The following is a 21,435-nucleotide window of genomic DNA, read 5'->3' on the forward strand; positions in this document are numbered from 1 at the left end:
CCCATCATGACCTTTACCACCCGTCCCGAAATTCGCGGCACCTTCGGCGTTGCCACATCGACCCACTGGATCGCGTCCGCCGTCGGGATGTCGATGCTGGAACGCGGCGGCAACGCCTTCGACGCCGCCGTGGCCACCGCCATCACGTTGCAAGTGGTGGAGCCGCATCTGAATGGCCCCGCCGGCGACATGCCCGCGATATTTCAGAAGGCGGGTGAGGAGGTTCAGGTGATCTGTGCCCAGGCCCCCGCCCCCTCCGGTGCCACGCTGGCGCACTACAAGGCGCAGGGCCTCACCCTCATCCCCGGGTCCGGCCTTCTGGCAACGGTGATCCCCGGGGCCTTCGACGGCTGGATGCTGATGCTGCGCGACCACGGTACCATGACCCTGCGCGAGGTGCTGGAGCCCGCCATCAGCTATGCGCGCGACGGCCATCCCGTCCTGCCCCGCGTCGCCAACCAGATTGCCGGTCTGGCCGCCTATTTCGCCCAACATTGGCCCACCTCGGCCGACACATGGACCCCCGGTGGCAAGGCCCCCGAACCCAACGCGCTCTTCAAGAACCCAGACCTCGCCCGCACCTACGAACGCCTCGTCGAAACCGGCGAAGCGGCGGGCGATGACCGTGTCGCCCAGATCGACGCGGCGCGCCGCGAATGGTCCGTCGGGTTCGTGGCCGAGGCGATCGAAAACTTCCTGACAGACGCCGAAGTCATGGACGTGTCGGGCGCAAAGCATCGCGGCGTCCTGACCCGCGCCGACATGGCGGGCTGGGAAGCCACCTACGAGCGGAGCCTCCACTACGACTACCACGGCTGGACGGTCCACAAGACCGGCCCATGGTCGCAAGGCCCCGTGCTGCTCCAGGCGCTGGCCATCCTGAAACACCACGACCTCGCGTCGATGGACCCTATGGGGGCCGACTTCGTCCACACGGTGATCGAGGCGATGAAGCTCGCCTATGCCGACCGGGAGGCCTATTATGGCGATCCGATCCATTCGACGATCCCGATGGAGCACCTGTTGTCCGACGCCTACAACACGGACCGCGCCAAGCTGATCACCGCGCAGGCCAGCACCGAACAGCGGCCCGGGCGCGTGCCGGGGTTGGAGCATCTGGCCGACGCCTATATCGCCCGCGCCGCGCGCGATTTCGGGGCCGCCGATGCCGCGCCGCAGGAACCCACAATGGCCCACCTGACGGAAAAGCGCGGTGATACCGTCCACCTCGACATCATCGACCGTTGGGGCAACATGGTCGCCTCCACCCCCTCGGGCGGCTGGCTGCAATCGAACCCGGTGGTGCCCGGCCTCGGATTCCCGCTCAATTCCCGCGCGCAGATGTTCTGGCTGGAGGAGGGTCTTCCCACCACCCTGGCGCCCGGTCGCAGGCCCCGTACCACCCTTACCCCGTCGCTGGCTACCCATACCGACGGGCGGCGGATGGTCTTCGGCACCCCCGGCGGCGATCAGCAGGATCAGTGGCAACTCGTCTGGTTCTTGCGTTTTGTCCATTGGGACATGGAGCTTCAGGCCTGCATGGACGCGCCGCTGTTCCATTCCATGCACTTCCAGGGCAGTTTTTATCCGCGCGAGGCCAAGCCCGCAGAAATGATGCTTGAACCCGCCTTTGGGGAGGCAGTCATCGAGGGTCTGCGCGCACGCGGGCACATCGTCCACGTGGCCGAACCCTGGTCCGTCGGACGCCTCACCGCCGCCCTGCGCGAACCGGACGGCACCCTGCGCGCCGCGGCCACCCCGCGCCTGATGCAGGCCTATGCGGTGGGCCGATGACCTGGAGCCTGATCGCGCGCGACGGAGACGACATCGGGCTGATCGTCGCGTCGAAGTTCTTCGCCTGCGGCGCGGTCGTTCCTTACGTGGGCCCTCGCACTGCCGTGGCGAGTCAGGCCTTTTGCAACCCGATCTGGGGCACCGAGGGCCGCGCGCGCCTGGAAACCGAACCTGCTGCCGACGTGCTGGCCGATCTGGTGGCGCGTGACGAGGGCCAGGCCATCAGGCAGGCGCATATGATCGACGCCCAAGGGAACTTCGCCGCCCACACCGGGGGCGATTGCGTCGATTGGGCGGGCCACCTGATCCGCGACGACCATTCCGTTGCGGGCAACATGCTGGCCGGGTCAAAGGTCATCGAAGCGACGTCACAGGCCTTCACCAAGGCCAGCGGTCCCTTCGCCGACCGTCTGATCGCGGCGATGAAAGCGGGCGAAGCGGCGGGCGGCGACAAGCGCGGGCGACAGGCGGCGGGCCTGACCATCCACCGGGGCGAAGATCATCCCTGGCTGTCGCTGCGCGCCGACGACCATGCCGACCCCCTGGGCGAATTGGACCGGCTCTGGCAGGTGGCGCAGGAACGCTATGTGCATTTCACCCTCGGCATACCGACCCGCGCCGCCTTTTCCGGCAGTCCGACGCGCGACCACATCGACGCGGCCATTGCCCAAGCCGAAGCGCAGCGGATAGCCTCGGGCAGACCCAGCCAATCGCACGCCGTCGAGACATGACCCAATCCCTTCGCCAATCCATCACCCAGCTGATCGAGGCCGAATTGCCCCCCGACGGGCGCCTGCCCACCGAGCGGGCGCTGGCCGAACGCTTCGACACCTCCCGCCGCGTGGTCCGACAGGTTCTCGACCAACTGGAGACCGAGGGGCTGGTCTGGCGCAGACAGGGGTCGGGCACCTATGCCGGGCAACCCGAGGACCCGACCGGCGATCTTGCCGCCCGCATCGCGGGGGAAACCGACCCGATCCAGGTGATGGAGGCACGCCTGTGCATCGAGCCGGAGCTGGCCGCGCTCTGTGCCACGCGGATGACCGACGAAGAGCTCGCCCGCCTGCGCACCCTGGCCCATCGACATGTGGCCGCCGACGCCCAGACGATCGAGCTTTGGGACGGCGCATTTCACCGCCTGATCGCGCAATGTGCCCGCAACAGACCCTTGCTCACGGCATTTGCCCTCCTCGATCGCATCCGGTCGAACCCCGATTGGGTGCAGGTCCGCGCCCGGGCGCGCAGCCGCACATCCCTGACCGTGCCGCAAAGCGAGCACGAGGTTCTGATCGACGCCATCGCCGCGCGCAATCCGGACGCCGCGCGACAAGCGATGCATGACCACCTGTCCGCGCGGTTCACCGCGCTCAAGACCGAATTCACCGACGGTCTGCGCGAGGCGGGGGAATGACGCCCGCCGATATTGCCGCCGCCGAAACGATCCTGGGCGTCACCTTTACCATCGACGAACGGGCCCTGATGCTCGACAATCTCGAGGCGCAGATCATCCGCGCCCGCGTCCGACGCGGCGTCGACCTTGGCGATGCGCCACCCGCAAGCACCTTCGACCCACGCCTGCCCGGTTTCGTCATGCCCCAGGGGACCGGGATGCTGCGCCTGCTGCCCGTCGATGCGCCGCTGCCCGACGATGACGACGACATCGCCTTTGCACCCGTCACCCATCTGGCACATTGGATCCGGCAAGGCGCGTTGACCTCGGCGCGACTGGTCGAAATCTATCTCGCGCGGATTGCCCGCCTGAACCCGACCCTCAACGCCTGGGCCACCGTCACCCCCGACATCGCCCGGGCCGAAGCCGAGGTGGTGGACGCCCTGACCCGCGAAGGCGTGTCGCTCGGGCCGCTGCACGGGGTGCCCTACGGCTTGAAGGACCTGTTCGACACCAAGGGCGTGACGACAGGCTGGGGCGCCGAACCCTATGCCGACCGTGTGCCGGACACCGACGCCACCATCGTCGGCAAGCTGCGCCGGGCGGGCGCGGTCCTGCTGGGCAAGACGACATTGGGCGCGCTGGCCTACGGCGACCTCTGGTACGGGGGCCGCACGCGCAATCCGTGGAACCCCGAGGAAGGGTCGAGCGGCTCCTCTGCCGGATCGGCCAGTGCGACGGCGGCGGGTCTTTGTGCCTTTGCCATCGGCACGGAAACGCTCGGCTCCATCGTCTCGCCCTCGCAGCGCTGCGGCACCACGGGTCTGCGCCCGACGTTCGGGCGGGTGTCGCGCGCGGGTGCAATGCCGCTGGCCTGGTCGCTGGACAAGGTCGGGCCGATCTGCCGGACGGTCGCCGACACCGGGCTGGTCCTGTCGGTGCTGAACGGGGGCGATACCGCCGACCGGGGCAGCATCGCGGCACCGTTCCACTGGGATGCAAGCAAACCTCTGGCCGGGCTGCGCCTCGGCTATCTGCCCGAAGCATTCGGCGGGGGGGCGACCGACCTGGACCGCACGGCTCTGAATACCGCGAAATCGCTGGGGTTAGAGACTGTCGAGCTCACATTGCCCGACCTCCCCTACGAGAGCCTGACCAACGTGCTTTTCGCCGAAGCTGCCGCCGCCTTCGAAAACCTCACCCTGTCGGGCCGCGACGATGAGCTGACTTGGCAGGACGCGCCCGCCTGGCCCAATGCCTTCCGCAAGGCGCGGTTCCTGTCGGCTGTCGATCACGTGCAACTCGACCGCCTGCGGTATCGCGTGATGCAGGCCGTCGACGCGCTGTTCCGGGACTGTGACGTGGTGATCGGCCCCATGGGCACCGCCAACATGCTGACCGCGACGAACTTCACCGGCCATCCCTGCCTGCACCTGCGCAGCGGGTTCGACCGGCTTGCCACGCGACCGCCCGGTGCGCTCGGGTCATCGGCCGGCCCGGCACGGCCCACGGACGGCACCCTGCACCGCGTCCCCCACGGGATTTCACTCTGGGGCGGGCTGTTCAACGAGGGGCCGATGCTATCGGTCGGCCAAGCCCTCGAAGCCGCCTTCGACGTCCACCACATCAGACCGGAGATCTGACATGCCCGTCCGCAACCGTTTCGCAGAACTGCTGCCCGAGATCACGGCCTGGCGGCGTGACCTGCACGAGAACCCGGAGCTGCAATACGACGTCCACCGCACCGCCGGGATCGTGGCGGGCAAGCTGCGCGCCTTCGGCTGCGACGAGGTGGTGGAGGGGGTCGGACGCACCGGAGTCGTAGGTCTCATCAAAGGCTCTAAACCGGGGAAAACCATCGGCCTGCGCGCCGACATGGACGCCCTGCCCATCCATGAGGCGACGGGCGCAGCCCATGCCAGCAAGACACCCGGCAAGATGCACGCCTGCGGCCATGACGGTCACACCGCAATGCTGCTCGGGGCGGCAAAGTACCTGGCCGAGACGCGCAACTTCGCGGGCACCGTCGCGGTCGTCTTCCAGCCCGCCGAGGAAGGCGGCGCCGGGGCCGACGCCATGGTGCAGGACGGCCTGATCCCGCGCTTCGGCATCACCGAGATCTACGGCATGCATAATTCGCCCCTGCTGCCTGCCGGGCAATTCGCCATCCGCTCGGGTCCCTTCTATGCCGCCGTCGACAGTTTCCGCATCGACGTGAAGGGGCGTGGCGGCCATGCCGCGCGGCCCAACAACACCGTCGACACCACCCTGACGGCCAGCGCCATCGTCATGGCGCTGCAATCCGTGGTCAGCCGCAACACCGATCCGCAGCAGCCTCTGGTCGTGTCGGTCACCGCCTTCCGCACCGACAGCGATGCGTTCAACGTCATCCCCGACATGGCCACCCTGCGCGGCACCATCCGCAGCTTCGACGGCCCCACCCGCGACAAATGCATCGCCGACATGAAACGGCTGATCGACGCGACCGCCGCGGCCTATGGTGCGACCGCTGAATTGGCCTTCGACGAAGTGCCCTATCCCGTGATGGTCAACCACGAGACCGAGACGGGCCATGCCGCCTCTGCCGCGCGCGCCGTGGCGGGCGACGTGAATACCGAAGCCCCGCGCACCACGGGGGGCGAGGATTTCGCCTATATGCTGCAGGCCTGCCCCGGGGCCTATATCCAGGTCGGCAACGGGCCGAGCGCGGGCCTTCATCACCCGGAATACGATTTCAACGACGAGATCATTCCCGTCGGCTGCTCCTGGTGGGTCGAACTTGCCGAACAGAGACTTTCGGCATGATCGTCGAAGCCTCTCCCGCGACGGTGCACTGGGGCTATTTCGACGCAACATTGGCACCCGTGGCCGAGGTGGCCAGCGGGGATGAGGTGACCATCCGCACCGTGTCGGGCGGGCCGACTGCCCTGCCGCCCGACGGCTTTCACGTGCCGCCAGAACTGCACGATATCCACGCTGCCGGGGTGCCCGCCGCCCCGGGCCATATCCTGACCGGCCCGGTTGCTGTCCGAGGGGCGAAACCGGGTCAGGTGCTGCAAATCGACATTCTCGACGTAGGCCTTCGGCAGAACTGGGGCTACAACTTCATCCGCCCCCTCGCGGGAACCCTGCCGATGGATTTCCACGAAACGACGCAGGTCAACATCCCCCTCGACAAGGCCGCGATGACCGCGCGGATGCCCTGGGGCCTCGACCTGCCGCTGGCCCCGTTCTTCGGGGTGATGGGCGTCGCCCCGCCCCCCGCCTGGGGTCGGATCAGCACGATCGAGCCGCGCGCCCATGGTGGCAATCTCGACTGCAAGGAGCTGATCGCGGGCACGACGCTCTACCTGCCGATCCATGCCGAAGGCGCACTCTTCAGCGTCGGCGACGGGCACGGCGCGCAGGGCGACGGAGAGGTGAACGTCACAGCCATCGAAACCGCGCTCGAAGGGCGCTTCCGCCTGACCCTGTGCGATGACATGCCTCCCGTGATCCTGGCCGAGACGCCGACCCACTGGATCACGCTGGCCACCGATGCATCGTTGGATGACTGCGCCCGCACCGCGACGCGCAACATGATCGCGCTCGTCTCGGACAAGGCGGGGATCACGCGGGAGGAAGCCTATATGCTCTGCTCATTGGCAGGCGATTTGCGCGTGACGCAGACGGTGAACCGCGAGAAGGGCGTGCACATGATGATGGCCAAGGCCCTGCTCTGACGCCGACCGAAACCGGCACAACCCTGACCGACCCGCGCAATGGGTCGATTCGGGTGCTTAAGGGGGTGACCTTCCTCCACATGACCGGGCCCTTTCCCATACCCTGCCGGGCGACTGGCTGGACGGTCACGGTACGCTCGACACCTTGGGCGACGGCTCGCACCTGCTTGCCGTCGCGCGCGAGACGGGGACGCTTGTCCTGCGCGATCTCGCGACCGGGCAGGACATTGCCACCGACGCGGTGTTCGAGCTGAACCCGCTCTTCCTCGATCTCGACGGCAGTCGTGTCATCATCGTCCGGCGCACAGCTGGCCACCGCCCTGCCGAGTGGGCTGCCCATCAGCGTCGACGGGTCCGGGCAAGATTTCACCGTCACGATCCAAGCGGCTCCCTGAGCACCCGGCGGCAGACAACCCGCTGACGTGACGGCGAATGCGGCCCAACTCTCGACATGACGGGCCTTTCGGCGTAGCAGCGGACCCTTGCCCCGACCGACACCCTGTCGGTGGGTCGATGACGGTCAGGACCTCACGTGAAACAAGCCATTGCCGAAGCGCTGTCCGAGCGCGGATACGTCACCCTCACCCCCGTTCAGGACGCCGTGCTGGAGCCCGGCCTCGAAGGCGCGGACATGCTCGTCTCGGCGCAGACCGGCTCGGGCAAGACACTCGGGTTCGGCCTGGCCATCGCACCCACACTTCTGGGCGACGACGAGATGTTCGACCAGGCGGGCAGCCCCCTGGCCCTCATCATCGCGCCGACCCGGGAACTGGCGCTTCAGGTGCGCCGCGAACTGACCTGGCTTTATGCCAAGGCAGGGGCTGACCTCGCGTCTTGTGTGGGCGGCATGGACATGCGCGACGAACGCCGCGCGCTCGCCCGGGGGGCGCATATCGTCGTGGCCACGCCGGGCCGGTTGCGCGACCACATCATGCGCGGCTCCATAGACCTGACGGCGATCCGCGCCGTGGTGCTGGACGAAGCGGACGAGATGCTGGACCTCGGCTTTCGCGAAGACCTGGAATTCATCCTGGGCGAATGCCCCGAAGACCGTCAGACCTTGCTGTTCAGCGCGACGGTTCCCGCGGCCATCGCCAAACTGGCCGAAAGCTATCAGAAAGACGCCGTGCGCGTCGCCACCGTCACCGGCAAGACCCAGCACGCGGATATCGAATACCACGCGCTCGAGGTGTCGGCCCGCGACAGTGAGAACGCCATCATCAACGTCCTGCGCTTTCACGAAGCGCCCAATGCCATCGTCTTCTGCAACACGCGGGCCATGGTGAACCGCCTGACCACCCGGCTGTCGAACCGGGGCTTTTCTGTTGTGGCCCTGTCAGGCGAATTGTCCCAGGCCGAACGTACCCACGCGCTTCAGGCGATGCGCGACGGGCGGGCGCGGGTCTGCGTGGCGACCGATGTGGCGGCGCGAGGCATCGACCTGCCGAACCTCGATCTGGTGATCCACGCCGAATTGCCCACCGGGTCGGACACGCTGCTGCACCGGTCGGGGCGCACGGGCCGCGCCGGGCGCAAGGGCGTCAGCGCCCTGATCGTACCGCCCGCCGCCAAGAAAAAGGCCCACCGCCTTCTGGGATGGGCCAAGCTGTCGGCGACCTGGGCCCCTGCCCCCGGCGCCGACGAGGTGCGCGCCAAGGACCGCGAGCGCGTTCTCGACGATCCGGCCTGGCACGAAGAAATCACCGAGGACGAATCGGACGTGGTCAATGAATTGGCCGCGCGCTTCACGCCCCAGCAACTCGCCGCCGCCTATCTGCGCCTGATGGCTACCCGCCAGACCGCGCCCGAGGATCTGTCCGAAGTAGTCGCGGGCAAGCCCGAGCGTCGTCAGGAATTCGGCCCCTCCCGCTGGTTCGCGATGGTGGGCGGGCGCAAGGCGCATCACGACCCCCGTCGCCTGCTGCCGATGCTCTGCAAGGCCGGCGGTTTGACCCGCGACGACATCGGCGCGATCCGCATCCGGGAGGACGAGACCTTCTTCCAGATCTCGGAGGCCACCGCCGAAGCCTTCACCAAATCGCTCGGCCCCGCGATGGAGATCGAGGGCGAGGCCGTCCGCCCCTCCGATGCGCCCCCGGCCCAAGGCCCGCGCCCGGCTTACCGCAAGCCCGAGGGCGGCAACCGCCCGCCCCGCGCCGACAAGCCCGCCTATGACAGCGCGCCGCCGCAAGCCGACAAACCCGCTTACAATGCCAAGTCCAAGGGCACGACGAAACCCGTCGAATGGAACGACGATCCGGCGCCCCGCCCGAAAAAGCCCAAGGTCGCCCATCCGAACGCCAAGCCGCGCAAACCCCATCAGGACCGCCCCGAAGGCGTGGTCGAGGAATTCAAGCGAACGCCCCGGCCCGACGGCAAACCCGACCGCAAGCCGCGCACCAAGACCGCCGGCAAGCCCGGCGCGAAACCCTGGGCCAAGCCCGAGGGCGGCAAGCCCGGCAAACCCGCGCCCGGCAAGACCCCCGTCGGCAAGCCCAGCAGCAAGAAAAACCGCGCCCGGGCCGCCGAAAAGAAGGCCGCGCAAAAGGGCCCGTCCAAGGGCTGAGGCCTTTGTGAAATTATTTCGGGGGGGCGACCAAAGGAATGGCCCCCGACACACGTCTCATGATCAAATGCGGATCGTGACCCAGATCGACACCCTGAGCGACGCCCAATTGGCGCAGCGCGCCCTTGGCGGCGACCGCGCGGCGTTCGGCTGCCTTCTGGGCCGGCACTACGACCTGATGTATCGCGCCGCCTATCGCTGGTCGGGCCGCCGCGCCGATGCCGAAGATGTCGCGCAGGATGTCTGCATCCGTCTGCCGCGCGCCCTGCGCAGCTGGTCGGGCAAGGGCCGGTTCGAAACCTGGCTCTACAAGGTGGTGCTGAACGCCGCGCGCGATCAGGGTCGTAAACTGGCGCGCGACGGCAAACTGCGCGAAGCCTGGGCCAATGAACCCGCCCCCGACCCCGGGTGTGACGACGAAGCCGCCACCCGTCTGTGGGAGGCCGTGCGGCAACTGCCGCCGAAACAGCGCATGGCCGTCACGCTGGTCTATGGCGAAGGGGTCAGCCACGCCGAGGCCGCCGAGGCGATGGACTGTGCCGAAGCCACGGTCAGCTATCATGTTCACGCCGCACGGGCCCGCCTGAAGACCCTGATGGAGGAAGAGGCCGCATGACCGACGATCTCGACAAACTGTCCGGGCCTGTGCCCGCGCCACGTCAATCGGCGCGCGATGCGGCGCTGTCGGCGGGACTTTCTGCCTTCGATGGCGAATTTTCCGATCCCACGACCAAAGGATCCGCGACGGGCGGGCGTCTCAGGGGTGTCATCAACACCCTGAGGAGCCTTTCGATGCCCAATTTCTTCCCCGCCGGATCCCGCCCCGCCCTTGCCGCCCTGCTGGTCGCAAGCGTGGCGCTGCCCACCACGATCTTCGTGATCAACGAACAGAATACCATTGCCGAAACCGATGCGTTGGTGCCGGCCCGGACCGAAGGCGGCCTCGTCGCGCAAGATGATACGCGCAGCGTCCAGGCCGATGCGCCCAGCACGTCGGTCGTCGCGCCGACCGAGGAAGCCGCGCCCGAGCCCATCGCCATCCCGCAGCCGACGACGTCGGAGATCGCGACACCACGGGCCCCGGTGCCCGTGTCGCCCCAGGTTTCGGCCGTCCCGGTACCGACGCACACGGCGCGTCCGGACTTGCGGGCAAGGTCCGAGATGGCCGAACCCATGGTCCAGGGCGCCTTTCGCGAAAGCGCCGACATGGTGGTCAGCCCGGGCTTTACCAACGATCCCACCGGCTCCGAACGCTACGCCCCCGGCGCGGTCGGCGACTACCAATCCGTGGCCGATGCCCCGGTCTCGACCTTCTCGGCGGATGTCGACACCGCCTCCTATGCCCGGATGCGGCGCGCGATCCTGGCCGGTCAGGTCCCGCCGCCCGAGATGATCCGCCCCGAAGAGGTGCTGAACGCCTTCGCCTATGACTACCCCGTGCCCGAAACGCGCGACGTGCCCTTCCGCGCGACGACGACGCTGACCGACAGCCCGTGGACCGACGGCGCGCAACTGCTGCACATCGGCATCCAGGGCTATGATCTTGTCGGCGAGGACCGCCCGCCCGCGAACCTCGTCTTCCTGATCGACGCGTCGGGGTCGATGGAATCGCCCGACAAGCTGCCCCTGCTGATCCGCTCGCTGGAAATGCTGGTCGATCAGATGGCCCCCGAAGACACCATCGCCATCGCCGTCTATGCGGGCAATGCGGGCATCGTGCTCGAGCCGACCCCGGCCCGCGAACGCACCCGCATCCGGGCCGCGCTCAACAGCCTTCGGGCCGGGGGTGGCACCGCCGGAGCGGCGGGCATCGAAACCGCCTATGACCTGGCGCAAGAGGCCTTCATCGAAGGCGGCGCGAACCGCGTGATCCTGGCCACCGACGGCGATTTCAACGTGGGCCCCTCCGACCCGCTGGCCCTTGAGCGGTTGATCGCGGAGAAACGCGAGACGGGCGTCTTCCTGTCGGTCCTGGGGTTCGGCACCGGCAATCTGCGCGACGACACGATGCAGGCGCTGGCCCAGGCCGGGAACGGCACCGCCGCCTATATCGACACCCTGAGCGAGGCGCGCCGCGTTCTGGTGGAACAGGCGACCGGCTCGATCTTCACCATCGCCAAGGACGTGAAGCTGCAGGTAGAGTTCAACCCCGCCGTGGTCGAAAGCTATCGCCTGGTCGGCTATGAGACCCGCGCCCTGTCGCGCGAGGATTTCAACGATGACCGCGTCGACGCAGGCGAGATCGGGGCGGGCCACCGCGTCACCGCGATTTACGAAGTCCTGCCGCAGGGGGTTCGCCCCGATGGCCCGCCCCTGCGCTATGCCGAGGGCGACACCGCGACCGAGACCGCAACGACCACGACTCTGGCCGACGAATTGGGCTTCCTGCAGATCCGCTACAAGGCACCAGACGGCGACGAAAGCCGGTTGATCACCGCGCCCATCGTGGTGGGCGACGCGATCCCCCTGACCGAGACGTCGGACGACGTCCGCTTTTCGGTCGCCGCCGCCGGGTTCGCTGAAAAACTGCGCGGGGCACCGGGTCTGAACGATGTGGAATGGGCCGATGTCATCGCGCTGGCGCGGGGCGGCCTGGGCGACGACACCGATGGGCGCCGCCGCGAATTGGTCGAACTGATGGAACTGGGTGCAAGTCTGACCGACCGCTGAGGATCGGGACGGGGGGAAACCCCCGTCACATCATCCGGATGACCTTGGGGTCGAGCGCCAGGACATACCCCTGCCGCGTGATATTCCGGATCAGCAGATGCGTGACGATCTGGTTGCCCAGCGCGTCACGCAGACGCTTGATCCGGGTCGCCCCCGCCGCCTCTTCGCAGTCGGTCTCGGGCTTGCCGGATATCATCGCCTCGATCTGGGTCCCGGTCAGCATTTCACCGTCCAGCCGCGCTTCGGCCAGAACGGCCATCGTCTCCATTGCGGCCTCGGTCAGCTTCAGCTCGATATCGTTGAGCATCACGACATTTTCGGCCCGTGCCAGAACCAGCGACGTCACCTGTATTCCCGATCGCTCGATCTCGCCCATCTTGCGGTTGAGCGTCACGATGGCCAGCAACAGGACGACACAGGCGATCAGCAGCGCCGTGGCGAACACCAGCAGCACGAAGATGATGACCCGGTAACTGACCAACACGTCCGAAAACGCGGTGCCCGACTGGGCCAGCACCTCGAGCAAGCCGATCTCGGCGGGCGCGGTCAGGTCGGATTCGATGAACAGCCGTTCGACCCGGGCGTTGAACGCATTGGCGTCGGGCAGCGTGGCGAACAGGAAGATCGCGGCGGCCAGCAGGATGACGACGATCGCCGCGATGCCAAGGCCCACGACACGGGCCGATGCGGCGCGCGTCTCAGTAACGGAGGAAGTATTCGCCGGCACTCGCTTTCCTTTGATCCAGACCTTCGGGGCCAAACACGGACATCACTTGCAGCACTTGCCACCCGTCGCGCAAGCGACTCGCCAATTGGGCGGCGGCACCGGCGGGGGTGCACTGGGCGTCAGGCACTTCGATGACACCGTAGTGGAGCTGCAGGGGATTGTCCTGCTTGGCCTTGTAGTCCGCATAGCAGGCCGCAGACGCAGGCGCAGCCATGAGCACAAGGATCGAAAGGGAGAATGCGAGTTTCATGGCGTCTTGATGGGCGATCCGGGCGCGTCAGGCAATGACAACCGGGGGTCCGGGCACTGTTATCCCATGACATCCCCCTGTCATTGAGCCACGAAGACAGCACGGGGGACATTGGGGCACCTGCCAACCGAAAGGACCTGTCCCATGTTCCGCAATCTTCTTGCCGCCACCCTGTCGCTGGCCCTGGCTCTGCCCATGACAACTGCCCCCGCCCATGCCGACAACCGCGATATCGCCAAGGTTCTGGGCGGGCTGGCCGCGCTTTATATCCTCAAGGAAGCGCTCGACCGGGACCGCGACCGGGGCGCGCGTGTCGTGCAACCGACGCCGCCCCGCTATGTCGCGCCCCGCCCGCATCCGCCGCGCCGGACCCCTCCGCGCCGCGATGTCCGCCTGTTGCCCGAGCAATGCTATATCACCGTCCCGACGGATCGGGGCCGCTATACCGGCTATGGCGCGCGCTGCATGCAGAACGCTGTTGCCCGCCCGGGCTTGCTGCCGCCCAACTGCATCCGACAGGTCCGCGCGCACCGGGGCCCGCGCAATCTCTATGATCCCCGCTGCATGGCACTTGAGGGTTGGTCGGTCCGCACGGCCCGCCGCTGATTGACGCCGACCCGACCGGGGGGCAGGGTCCGCCCATGCCCAAGGTTGCTCCCGACCTCAGCTTCGAACGCGCCGCCGCCAAGACGGGGGCGCGTTTCATCGTCGGCCTTGACGAAGTGGGGCGCGGACCCTGGGCCGGACCCGTGGTTGCCTGCGCCGCGCGCCTGATCGGCCCGGCCCCCGCAGGCCTCAACGACAGCAAGAAGCTGACCGCGAAACGGCGCGAGGCGATGGTCCCGCTCCTGCTGGCCTGTTGCGAGGTCGGCTTCGGCGAAGCCAGCGCAGAGGAAATCGACGCCCTCAACATCCGGCAGGCCACGCATCTGGCCATGCGCCGTGCCGTGGCCGACCTGCCGCAATTGCCCGACTACCTGCTGATCGACGGAAACGACTGCCCCGCCTGGGTCGATTGTCCCCGCGACGTCATCGTCAAGGGCGACAGCAGGTCATTGTCGATCGCCGCGGCGTCGGTTCTGGCAAAAACACGGCGGGATAAAGGCATGGTTGCCCTGGCGCAACAATTCCCCGGCTACGGCTGGGATCGTAACGCGGGCTACGGCACCAAGGCCCATCAGGAGGGGCTGAAAAACCACGGTGTGACACCATATCATCGGAGAAGCTTCGCGCCGATCCACAAGATATTGTGTCAGACCGGCTGACACAAATACGCCCCAATCGCTCAGTGGACGGTTAACGCCGACCCCGTCATCTTGGTCTCACAAACAACAAGGCGGCCCCGATCAACGAGGGTCCCGACCGAGGCGACAGACAATGGCAAGACCCAACCCGGAGGCCCCCGTGCTTCCGCTCGATACCATCATGTCCGGAGACTGCGTGGCCGCAATGAACGCGCTGCCTGCCGAGTCCGTCGACCTGATCTTTGCCGACCCGCCCTATAACCTGCAATTGCGCGGTGATCTGCACCGCCCCGACAACAGCCGCGTCGATGCCGTCGACGACCACTGGGACCAGTTCGAGAGCCTGAAGGCCTATGACGTCTTCACCCGCAACTGGCTCAAGGCCGCGCGCCGGGTGCTGAAACCCGACGGGGCGATCTGGGTCATCGGCAGCTATCACAACATCTTCCGCGTCGGGTCCGCCCTCCAGGATCAGGGGTACTGGCTTCTCAATGACGTGATCTGGCGCAAGACCAATCCGATGCCGAACTTTCGCGGCAAGCGGCTGACCAATGCGCATGAGACGATGATCTGGGCGTCCAGGTCCGAAGGGTCGAAATACACCTTCAACTACGAGGCGATGAAGGCCGCCAATGACGGGGTGCAGATGCGCTCCGACTGGACCTTCCCGATCTGCACCGGACATGAGCGGCTCAAGAATGCGCGCGGCGAAAAGGCCCATCCGACACAAAAGCCCGAGGCGTTGCTGCACCGACTTCTGGTGGCGACGACCAATCCGGGCGATGTCGTCCTCGATCCGTTCTTCGGCACCGGGACGACCGGGGCGGTGGCCACCATGCTTGGCCGTCACTTCATCGGGATCGAGCGGGAGGAGGAGTACCGCCAACTCGCCGCCGAACGCATTGCCAATGTCCGCCCCCTCGACACCACCGCGATCGAGGTGACGACCAGCAAGCGTGCCGAACCGCGTGTGCCCTTCGGCCAATTGGTCGAACGCGGCATGCTGCGCCCGGGCGAGGAACTTCTGTCCGTCAACGGCCGCCACCGCGCCAAGATTCGCGCCGATGGCACCCTTGCGGGCGACGGCGTCAAAGGCTCCATCCATCAGGTCGGGGCAGCCGCCGAGAACGCGCCCAGCTGCAACGGCTGGACGTATTGGCACTTCAAGCGCGAGGGGAAGGCTGTGCCTATCGACACCCTGCGCCAACAAATTCGCGAGGAAATGGCGAGCAATCGTCTCAACTGACCGAAACCAGTTACCGCCCGCACCGGCTGTCCAATGTCCGGCTGGTGCAACCTTAACCCCTGTTCCCGCTTGTCGGGTTCAGGGGTTCTTTTTGTCCGCCAGTCGCCGCAAACCCCACATCCAAAACGAAAAAAGCGCCCCCGAAGGGACGCCTTTTCCTTGAACGCAGTGGTTCGTCGTCGTGCTTGGATCAGTCCGAAGCAGCGGCGGCGGCCAGCAGGATCAGGGCCAGGATCGGAACGATGATGCCGGCCGAAGAGGACGAGGTGTCCTCAACGATGACAACGGGTTCGATCGGGGCGGGAGCCGGGTTGCCAGCGAAAGCAACCGAAGCGGTAGCCGACAGAACGGCGGCGAGAGCGAGTTTCTTCATAATCAGTATCCTCCAAGATACGCCATCGGTGAGGCGACAGTTGCCACACCATATGGCACCCAAGACTGTACCTCGTGCGAGTCGATTAAGCAGGGATGAGCGGGCAATGCAACGGCGACTCGCCCCGGTTATCGGGGGAAAACATGGACTTTCGTCAAATAAGCAACACCTGTGTCCCCACCACGGTCCGCCCGAACACCTCTGCGATGTGTTCATTGTAAAGCCCGATGCAGCCCGAGGACGACCGCCGCCCGATCTTGCGCGTGTCATGGGTGCCGTGAATCCGGTAATAGGTCCACGACAGATAGAGCGCATGGGTGCCAAGCGGATTGTCCGGCCCGGGCCCGACAACCGCGGGCCATTCGGGATTGCGGCGGCGCATGTTCGGCGTCGGGCGCCAGGTCGGCCCGACCACCTTCTGCACAACGCTCGTCCGGCCCCGGCGCGTCAGATCTTCGGACATGGGCACGGAGGACGGATAGAGACCATAGCTGCCGTCCGGCTGCCAGTGGTGCAGCACCCGGCTGTCGATATCGACCAGGATCGCGCCCCGGTTCAGCGTGCGGAAATAGGGACGCCAATCCAGCGCCCGAAAGCTCGAGGTGTTGCGCCGGGTCACCGACGTGATCTCGGCCTCCAGTTGAACGGTATCGGGAAGGTTCTGGGCGATGGCCGGTGCGGCCAGCAGCGAGGCCGCGCCAGTGGCCAGAAACGCACGACGGTCGAAACGTTGCATGAAATACTCCTGATTCTCTTCCGGAGTGTCGCATCCGGCGGGTGTCGCAAATACGCGGCTTGACCCGATTGCTAGGGATTAAAGCCCGACTATTCAAATCAATCGACCGCCAACGGGCAATGATTCGCTTATTTTCAGGGGGTCGGGGCGTTTGCGTTGCCGCCTGCTCCGGTATAATGCCGTTCAAAGTCCAGACGACCTTGGGGAAATTCTATGAACCGCCGTACCGCCCTGCTTCTTTTGGGATCGACCGCTCTTGCCGCCTGTGCGCCGCCGCCGCCGGCGCTCGGCCCCGATGGAAAACCGCTTCCCAAGATCTACCGGATCTCCGGGTCCGAAGCGCGGCGCGTGCCGTTCCGCGCGCTCGACGCGGTGAACGCCCTGCGCCAGGGGGCCGGTGCGCCGCCGCTGTCCCTCGATTCCAAGCTGTCCGCCGCCGCCGCCACCCATTCGCGCGACATGTCGGTCCAGAACCGTCCCTGGCACTTCGGTTCGGACGGCTCCTCCCCCATCGACCGGGCACAACGCGTGGGCTTCGACGGCCGCCTTCTGGGCGAGACGATTTCGGAAACCTACGAGACCGAGCTGGAAACCGTCGCCGCCTGGCTGCAGGAACCGGGTCCCCGCCGCGTCCTGCTTGACCCGAACGGGCGGCGCATGGGCTTTGCCTTCTATCAGGAATCCAACGGCAAGATCTGGTACACGCTCAACGTCGGCACCTGATCGCGCCGACATTCGGACGAACGGGGGGCCATCGCGGCCCCCTTTTTCATGCGAAGATGTCGACCGGCGTGCCGTTCTGCACCATGGCATAGACCAGCTTCATCTCCCGGTTGGTCACGGCCACGCAGCCCGCGGTCCAGTCCGCGCTGCGCTGACGCCGCTTGTCGCCCCATCCGTGGATAAAGATGTCGCCGCCAGGCTTCTTGCCCATCGACGCCGCATAGGCGCGATCCTCGGCATTGGGGTAATCGATCCCGACCGACAGGTAGAAGGCCGAATTCGGGTTACGGCGGTCGATATGATAGCGCCCTTCGGGGGTCCGGCCATCGCCTTCGAATTGCTTCGGTCCGGCGGCGGTAAAGCCCAGCTGCACCTGATACGCCTCGAGCACCTGTTCATTGTGCAACAGGAACATCGCCCGGTTGCCCTTCTGAATCTCGACCCGCGTCACCTGCGGACCGTCGTAATTGATGAATTTGCTGCCGCATCCCGCCAGCAACGCCGTGCCGCCAAGGCCCAGCGCCAGCGCGCTGCGTCGTGTGTACCGTTCCATGTCTGCCTGCACTCTGTGTTGCACTGTCTCGATACCCAATAGCGCAATTCCGCCGATTGCGGAACGGGGCAAACGATCACTTTGGCGCAAGGCGCTCCCGCTGCAACAAATCGGCCAGCCCGCTGCGGTAATCCGGGAATTTCAGCGTCACGCCAAGCTCTTGCTTCACCCGGTCATTCCGCACCCGCTTCGATTCGGCATAGAAACTGCGCGCCATCGGCGTCATCTCCGCCGTCTCGAAGGGCACGGCGGGCGGCACCGGCAAACCAAGCAATTCCGCCGCATGGCCGATCACATCCTCGGGCGGGGCCGGGTCATCGTCGCACAGGTTATAGATCGCGCCGGACCGGGGTCGCGCAATGCTCGCCGCCAGGATCTGGGCGATGTCCTCGACGTGAATACGGCTGAACACCTGCCCCGGTTTGACGATCCGCCGGGCGGTGCCATCGCGCACCTTGGCAAACGGCCCGCGCCCCGGACCATAGATCCCCGCCAGTCGAAAGATGTGCAGCGGCGCGCCGGTCGCGGTGGCCAGCGCCTGCCACGCCGCCTCGGCCTCGACCCGCATTCGGCCCCGCCGGGTCGCCGGGGTCAGCGGCGTCTCCTCGTCCACCCAATCGCCACCGTGGTCGCCGTAAACCCCCGTCGTCGACAGGTATCCGACCCAGGCTTTCGACCCCAGATGCGTCTCCAACAAGGGGCCATAGGCATTCAACACCGGGTCGCCATCCGTGTCCGGCCCGGCCGAGGTCAGGACATGACTCGCCCGCGCCATCGCCGCCTCCAGCGGCTCACCGAAGATCACCGGCTCCACCCCTTCGGCGCGCAGGGCATTGGCCTTTTCGGCTGACCGGGTCGTCCCGATGACCTGCCATCCATCGGCCAGCAGCAGGGGCGTCAACGCCCGCGCCGAAAACCCGTGACCAAAACTCAGAAGCGTTTTCATAGGCGCCCCACCGCCCAGCGCGCGGCATCGGCCACGGCGTCATCGGCATCGTCGCAAAGGCTCTGCACAATGGGTTTCAAGGGGTTTTCTCCCGAATTGCCGATGGCGTAGCACACATTGCGCACCATCCTGTCCCGCCCGATCCGCTTGATGGGCGACCCACTGAATCGCACCCGGAACGCCGCATCGTCCAGCACGGCCAGGTCGGCCAACGGCGGCGCGCGGTGCGGCCCGTGATAGCGAATGTCGGACGCGGCCACGGCGAACTTGTTCCACGGACAGACGGCCAAACAATCGTCGCAACCATAGATCCGGTTGCCCATGGCGGCGCGCAAACCTTCGTCGACCGGGCCGCGATGTTCGATCGTCAGATAGGAAATGCACCGCCGCGCATCCAGCTGGAACGGCGCGGGAAAGGCATCGGTCGGACAGACGTCGAGGCATTTGCGGCAGGTCCCGCAATGCTCCCCCTCCGGCGCGTCCGGCTCCAGGTCGAGGGTGGTGAAGATCGCGCCCAGAAACACCCAGTTGCCGAACTCCCGGCTCAACAGGTTGGTGTGCTTCCCCTGCCACCCCAGACCCGCCGCCTGCGCCAGCGGTTTTTCCATGACGGGCGCGGTGTCCACGAAGACCTTGACCTCGCAGTCGGCCACCGAAACCATCCACCGTGCCACCCGTTTCAGCGCCTTCTTGACCACGTCATGATAATCGCGCCCCTGCGCATAGACCGAAACCGCCCCGTGTTCGGGTCGTTCGAGGTCGGTCAGCGGGTCATGCTCGGGCGCATAGGATTGCGCCAGCATCACCACCGACCGCGCCTCGGGCCAGAGCGCGCCGGGGTCGCCACGCCACGCCGTCCGCTCGCCCATCCAGCCCATCTGACCGTGGTGTCCGGCGTCCAGAAATGCGGCCAGCCGCGCGGGTGCCTCGGGGATCGCATCGGGCCGACAGACGCCCAGCGCCACGAAACCCGCTGCCTGCGCCTCGGCCTCAAGACGCGCGCGAAAGCTCAAAAATCCAGATCGGCGTAGTGCTTCGCAGGCCGGAACCCCGGCACCACATCCGCCAGGATCGACCGGAACGCGGGCCGCGATTTGATCTTGGCATACCAGTCGCGCACCGCCTGATTTCGGTTCCAGTCCACGTCCGACGAATAGTCGAGGCACGACAGATGCGCCGCCGCCGCGAAATCGGCCACCGTCAGCGACGACCCGGCAAGCCAGCGATTCCGGTCCAGCAACCATCCCATGTAATCGAGGTGGAACTTGATCGCCTTCACGCCGTTCTTGACGTTCGTCCCGTCGGGATAGCCCGCCCGCGTCAGCTTCTTGTTGACCCGCTCATAGACCAGTTTCGAGGTCACCTCGTGGTGGAACTTGTCGTCGAACCAGGCCACCAGCCGCCGCACCTCGGCCCGCTCCAGCGGATCCTTGGGCATCAACGCAGGCTCGGGCACCGTCTCTTCAAGGTATTCGCAGATCGCCGTGCTATCCGACAGGCTATGCCCGTCGATGCGCAGAACCGGCACCTTCCCGGCGGCATTGCGGCGCAGGAACTCCGCCGTCGCCTCCCAATACCGCTCATCGATCAGCTCGACCTCGAGCTTCTTCTCGGCCAACACAAGGCGGACCTTCCGGCAAAACGGCGACAGGGCGAAGTGATGAAGCTGGATCATCCCGATGATTTGCCCCGCCTGCCCGCGCTTTTCAATCCTCGAAACAATCGGCCCGCCCGTCGGCAAGGATCGTCGCGGCCCCGTCGGCCACGGAATTGGCCCGGCGGCTGACGAAATCCGTGGGCCGCGCGGCGCTGCGCGTCTTGGGACTGGGCAGGATCGCGGCCAGAAGTCCCGCCTGCCGCGCGGTCAGATCGGCGACATCGCGACCGAAATAATGCTGCGACGCGGCCCCCACGCCGAACACGCCTTCGTCGAATTCGGCCACGTTCAGATAGATCTCGATCACCCGCCGCTTGGGCCAGAGCGTCTCCATCACCGGAGTCAGCGCCGCCTCCATCGCCTTGCGGACCCAGGATCGCCCCTGCCAGAGAAAAGCGTTCTTCACCACCTGCTGACTGATGGTCGAGGCTCCGCGCCCGCTGCCATCCTCGATGGCCTCGCGGATCGCCTCCACGTCGAACCCCCAGTGCAGACAGAAATTCGCGTCCTCGGCCGCCACCGCCGCCCGCGCCATCACCGGGGCCATGTCCTCCAGATCGACCCAGGTCTGCGCCACCGACCCCAGCCGCGCCCGCTCCTGTTCGATATAGATCGTCGTCGGCGGGTTGATCCAGCGATAGGCCAGCACCCAGACCAGCATCACCACGACCCCCCAGAACACACCCCGCACCAGCCAGCGCAGAACACGGCGCAAAAACGCCCCGCCCCGCGCCCGCAGGCCGGGCTTCTTCGCCGTCTTCCTTGAAGTCGTCTTGCGCGCCATGGTGGCCCTAGGAACCGGGCCACACGCCCGGGGTCAAGAAAAACCCCGCCCACC

Annotated in this window: 23 protein-coding genes; 14 read left to right on the plus strand and 9 right to left on the minus strand. The window is 66.7% G+C overall.

Annotation, left to right across the window (positions count from 1 at the left end; genetic code table 11):
- Positions 1-6 precede the first annotated feature (6 nt).
- The 10 genes from BM002_RS16010 to BM002_RS16055 all read left to right on the plus strand — a co-directional run bounded on the left by BM002_RS16010 (position 7) and on the right by BM002_RS16055 (position 12,142).
- Positions 7-1,794, plus strand: a complete 1,788-nt coding sequence (locus BM002_RS16010) for a gamma-glutamyltransferase family protein (RefSeq protein WP_245749295.1) — start codon at positions 7-9, stop codon at positions 1,792-1,794.
- On the plus strand, positions 1,791-2,525 hold the full coding sequence (locus BM002_RS16015) for a DUF1028 domain-containing protein (RefSeq protein WP_092783547.1): 735 nt from the start codon (positions 1,791-1,793) through the stop codon (positions 2,523-2,525). Before BM002_RS16010 ends, BM002_RS16015 begins: the two co-directional genes overlap by 4 nt.
- Positions 2,522-3,205, plus strand: a complete 684-nt coding sequence (locus BM002_RS16020; RefSeq protein WP_092783550.1) for a FadR/GntR family transcriptional regulator — start codon at positions 2,522-2,524, stop codon at positions 3,203-3,205. Before BM002_RS16015 ends, BM002_RS16020 begins: the two co-directional genes overlap by 4 nt.
- Positions 3,202-4,827, plus strand: coding sequence for an amidase (locus BM002_RS16025; protein ID WP_092783553.1), 1,626 nt, complete (start codon positions 3,202-3,204; stop codon positions 4,825-4,827). The genes BM002_RS16020 and BM002_RS16025 overlap by 4 nt, the downstream gene beginning before the upstream one ends.
- A gap of 1 nt (position 4,828) precedes the next feature.
- The gene (locus tag BM002_RS16030) at positions 4,829-5,989 is read left to right on the plus strand and encodes a M20 aminoacylase family protein (RefSeq protein WP_092783557.1); all 1,161 of its coding nucleotides are present in this window, start codon (positions 4,829-4,831) and stop codon (positions 5,987-5,989) included.
- On the plus strand, positions 5,986-6,906 hold the full coding sequence (locus tag BM002_RS16035; protein WP_092783560.1) for an acetamidase/formamidase family protein: 921 nt from the start codon (positions 5,986-5,988) through the stop codon (positions 6,904-6,906). The genes BM002_RS16030 and BM002_RS16035 overlap by 4 nt, the downstream gene beginning before the upstream one ends.
- 145 nt (positions 6,907-7,051) lie before the next feature.
- A complete protein-coding gene (locus tag BM002_RS16040; RefSeq protein WP_092783563.1) occupies positions 7,052-7,327 on the plus strand; it encodes a hypothetical protein in 276 nt (91 codons plus the stop codon).
- A gap of 111 nt (positions 7,328-7,438) precedes the next feature.
- Positions 7,439-9,472, plus strand: a complete 2,034-nt coding sequence (locus BM002_RS16045; protein ID WP_092783566.1) for a DEAD/DEAH box helicase — start codon at positions 7,439-7,441, stop codon at positions 9,470-9,472.
- A gap of 76 nt (positions 9,473-9,548) precedes the next feature.
- The gene (locus BM002_RS16050) at positions 9,549-10,088 is read left to right on the plus strand and encodes an RNA polymerase sigma factor (protein ID WP_217641178.1); all 540 of its coding nucleotides are present in this window, start codon (positions 9,549-9,551) and stop codon (positions 10,086-10,088) included.
- A complete protein-coding gene (locus tag BM002_RS16055; protein WP_092783572.1) occupies positions 10,085-12,142 on the plus strand; it encodes a vWA domain-containing protein in 2,058 nt (685 codons plus the stop codon). The genes BM002_RS16050 and BM002_RS16055 overlap by 4 nt, the downstream gene beginning before the upstream one ends.
- A gap of 25 nt (positions 12,143-12,167) precedes the next feature.
- On the opposite strand, the gene BM002_RS16060 is transcribed toward BM002_RS16055, so the two are convergent.
- Both BM002_RS16060 and BM002_RS16065 read right to left on the minus strand, forming a co-directional pair.
- The gene (locus BM002_RS16060) at positions 12,168-12,869 is read right to left on the minus strand and encodes a winged helix-turn-helix domain-containing protein (protein ID WP_092783574.1); all 702 of its coding nucleotides are present in this window, start codon (positions 12,867-12,869) and stop codon (positions 12,168-12,170) included.
- The gene (locus tag BM002_RS16065; protein WP_092783576.1) at positions 12,841-13,119 is read right to left on the minus strand and encodes a hypothetical protein; all 279 of its coding nucleotides are present in this window, start codon (positions 13,117-13,119) and stop codon (positions 12,841-12,843) included. The genes BM002_RS16060 and BM002_RS16065 overlap by 29 nt, the downstream gene beginning before the upstream one ends.
- A 144-nt stretch (positions 13,120-13,263) precedes the next feature.
- On the opposite strand from BM002_RS16065, the gene BM002_RS16070 reads away from it, so the two are divergent.
- The 3 genes from BM002_RS16070 (at position 13,264) to BM002_RS16080 (ending at position 15,609) form a co-directional block, all read left to right on the plus strand.
- On the plus strand, positions 13,264-13,725 hold the full coding sequence (locus tag BM002_RS16070; protein WP_092783579.1) for a hypothetical protein: 462 nt from the start codon (positions 13,264-13,266) through the stop codon (positions 13,723-13,725).
- Between the two features lie 35 nt (positions 13,726-13,760).
- Positions 13,761-14,384 (plus strand): ribonuclease HII, encoded by a 624-nt coding sequence (locus BM002_RS16075; protein ID WP_092783955.1) that lies wholly within the window; start codon positions 13,761-13,763, stop codon positions 14,382-14,384.
- Between the two features lie 112 nt (positions 14,385-14,496).
- Positions 14,497-15,609, plus strand: a complete 1,113-nt coding sequence (locus BM002_RS16080) for a site-specific DNA-methyltransferase (RefSeq protein WP_092783582.1) — start codon at positions 14,497-14,499, stop codon at positions 15,607-15,609.
- Between the two features lie 190 nt (positions 15,610-15,799).
- Here BM002_RS16080 and BM002_RS16085 read toward each other — a convergent pair whose 3' ends face one another.
- Together BM002_RS16085 and BM002_RS16090 are read right to left on the minus strand one after the other, a co-directional pair.
- On the minus strand, positions 15,800-15,982 hold the full coding sequence (locus tag BM002_RS16085; protein WP_092783585.1) for a hypothetical protein: 183 nt from the start codon (positions 15,980-15,982) through the stop codon (positions 15,800-15,802).
- Positions 15,983-16,136: 154 nt separating this feature from the next.
- On the minus strand, positions 16,137-16,718 hold the full coding sequence (locus tag BM002_RS16090; protein ID WP_092783588.1) for a L,D-transpeptidase: 582 nt from the start codon (positions 16,716-16,718) through the stop codon (positions 16,137-16,139).
- Positions 16,719-16,931: 213 nt separating this feature from the next.
- Between BM002_RS16090 and dalA the strand changes: the two genes are divergently transcribed.
- A complete protein-coding gene (dalA, locus tag BM002_RS16095; RefSeq protein ID WP_092783590.1) occupies positions 16,932-17,441 on the plus strand; it encodes a divisome-associated lipoprotein DalA in 510 nt (169 codons plus the stop codon).
- A gap of 46 nt (positions 17,442-17,487) precedes the next feature.
- On the opposite strand, the gene BM002_RS16100 is transcribed toward dalA, so the two are convergent.
- From BM002_RS16100 to mtgA, 5 genes are all read right to left on the minus strand, one after another.
- Complete coding sequence (locus tag BM002_RS16100; RefSeq protein WP_092783958.1) at positions 17,488-17,994, minus strand: L,D-transpeptidase family protein; 507 nt, start codon at positions 17,992-17,994, stop codon at positions 17,488-17,490.
- A 76-nt stretch (positions 17,995-18,070) separates the two neighbouring features.
- Positions 18,071-18,940: an SDR family oxidoreductase gene (locus BM002_RS16105; RefSeq protein WP_092783593.1), complete on the minus strand. Its 870-nt coding sequence runs from the start codon at positions 18,938-18,940 to the stop codon at positions 18,071-18,073.
- A complete protein-coding gene (gene queG, locus BM002_RS16110) occupies positions 18,937-19,953 on the minus strand; it encodes a tRNA epoxyqueuosine(34) reductase QueG (RefSeq protein ID WP_092783596.1) in 1,017 nt (338 codons plus the stop codon). The genes BM002_RS16105 and queG overlap by 4 nt, the downstream gene beginning before the upstream one ends.
- On the minus strand, positions 19,950-20,615 hold the full coding sequence (gene fzlA, locus BM002_RS16115) for an FtsZ-binding protein FzlA (RefSeq protein WP_092783599.1): 666 nt from the start codon (positions 20,613-20,615) through the stop codon (positions 19,950-19,952). The genes queG and fzlA overlap by 4 nt, the downstream gene beginning before the upstream one ends.
- 31 nt (positions 20,616-20,646) lie before the next feature.
- Positions 20,647-21,381 carry a monofunctional biosynthetic peptidoglycan transglycosylase gene (gene mtgA / locus BM002_RS16120; RefSeq protein WP_092783602.1) on the minus strand — a complete coding sequence of 245 codons (735 nt, stop codon included), beginning with the start codon at positions 21,379-21,381 and terminating at the stop codon, positions 20,647-20,649.
- Between the last annotated feature and the right edge of the window lie 54 nt (positions 21,382-21,435).

Origin of the sequence: Jannaschia pohangensis, assembly GCF_900113875.1 — a bacterium.
GTDB classification, from domain to species: Bacteria; Pseudomonadota; Alphaproteobacteria; order Rhodobacterales; family Rhodobacteraceae; genus Jannaschia; species Jannaschia pohangensis.

Excerpts from the sequence above, each read along its gene's own strand:
- BM002_RS16020 (WP_092783550.1), top strand. The coding sequence starts at position 2,522 with ATGACCCAATCCCTTCGCCAATCCATCACCCAGCTGATCGAGGCCGAA.
- BM002_RS16010 (WP_245749295.1), top strand. The coding sequence starts at position 7 with ATGACCTTTACCACCCGTCCCGAAATTCGCGGCACCTTCGGCGTTGCC.
- BM002_RS16080 (WP_092783582.1), top strand. The coding sequence starts at position 14,497 with ATGGCAAGACCCAACCCGGAGGCCCCCGTGCTTCCGCTCGATACCATC.
- mtgA (WP_092783602.1), bottom strand. The coding sequence starts at position 21,381 with ATGGCGCGCAAGACGACTTCAAGGAAGACGGCGAAGAAGCCCGGCCTG.
- BM002_RS16070 (WP_092783579.1), top strand. The coding sequence starts at position 13,264 with ATGTTCCGCAATCTTCTTGCCGCCACCCTGTCGCTGGCCCTGGCTCTG.
- BM002_RS16090 (WP_092783588.1), bottom strand. The coding sequence starts at position 16,718 with ATGCAACGTTTCGACCGTCGTGCGTTTCTGGCCACTGGCGCGGCCTCG.
- BM002_RS16065 (WP_092783576.1), bottom strand. The coding sequence starts at position 13,119 with ATGAAACTCGCATTCTCCCTTTCGATCCTTGTGCTCATGGCTGCGCCT.
- dalA (WP_092783590.1), top strand. The coding sequence starts at position 16,932 with ATGAACCGCCGTACCGCCCTGCTTCTTTTGGGATCGACCGCTCTTGCC.
- BM002_RS16075 (WP_092783955.1), top strand. The coding sequence starts at position 13,761 with ATGCCCAAGGTTGCTCCCGACCTCAGCTTCGAACGCGCCGCCGCCAAG.
- BM002_RS16025 (WP_092783553.1), top strand. The coding sequence starts at position 3,202 with ATGACGCCCGCCGATATTGCCGCCGCCGAAACGATCCTGGGCGTCACC.
- BM002_RS16030 (WP_092783557.1), top strand. The coding sequence starts at position 4,829 with ATGCCCGTCCGCAACCGTTTCGCAGAACTGCTGCCCGAGATCACGGCC.
- BM002_RS16085 (WP_092783585.1), bottom strand. The coding sequence starts at position 15,982 with ATGAAGAAACTCGCTCTCGCCGCCGTTCTGTCGGCTACCGCTTCGGTT.
- fzlA (WP_092783599.1), bottom strand. The coding sequence starts at position 20,615 with ATGATCCAGCTTCATCACTTCGCCCTGTCGCCGTTTTGCCGGAAGGTC.
- BM002_RS16035 (WP_092783560.1), top strand. The coding sequence starts at position 5,986 with ATGATCGTCGAAGCCTCTCCCGCGACGGTGCACTGGGGCTATTTCGAC.
- BM002_RS16105 (WP_092783593.1), bottom strand. The coding sequence starts at position 18,940 with ATGAAAACGCTTCTGAGTTTTGGTCACGGGTTTTCGGCGCGGGCGTTG.
- BM002_RS16100 (WP_092783958.1), bottom strand. The coding sequence starts at position 17,994 with ATGGAACGGTACACACGACGCAGCGCGCTGGCGCTGGGCCTTGGCGGC.
- BM002_RS16055 (WP_092783572.1), top strand. The coding sequence starts at position 10,085 with ATGACCGACGATCTCGACAAACTGTCCGGGCCTGTGCCCGCGCCACGT.
- BM002_RS16015 (WP_092783547.1), top strand. The coding sequence starts at position 1,791 with ATGACCTGGAGCCTGATCGCGCGCGACGGAGACGACATCGGGCTGATC.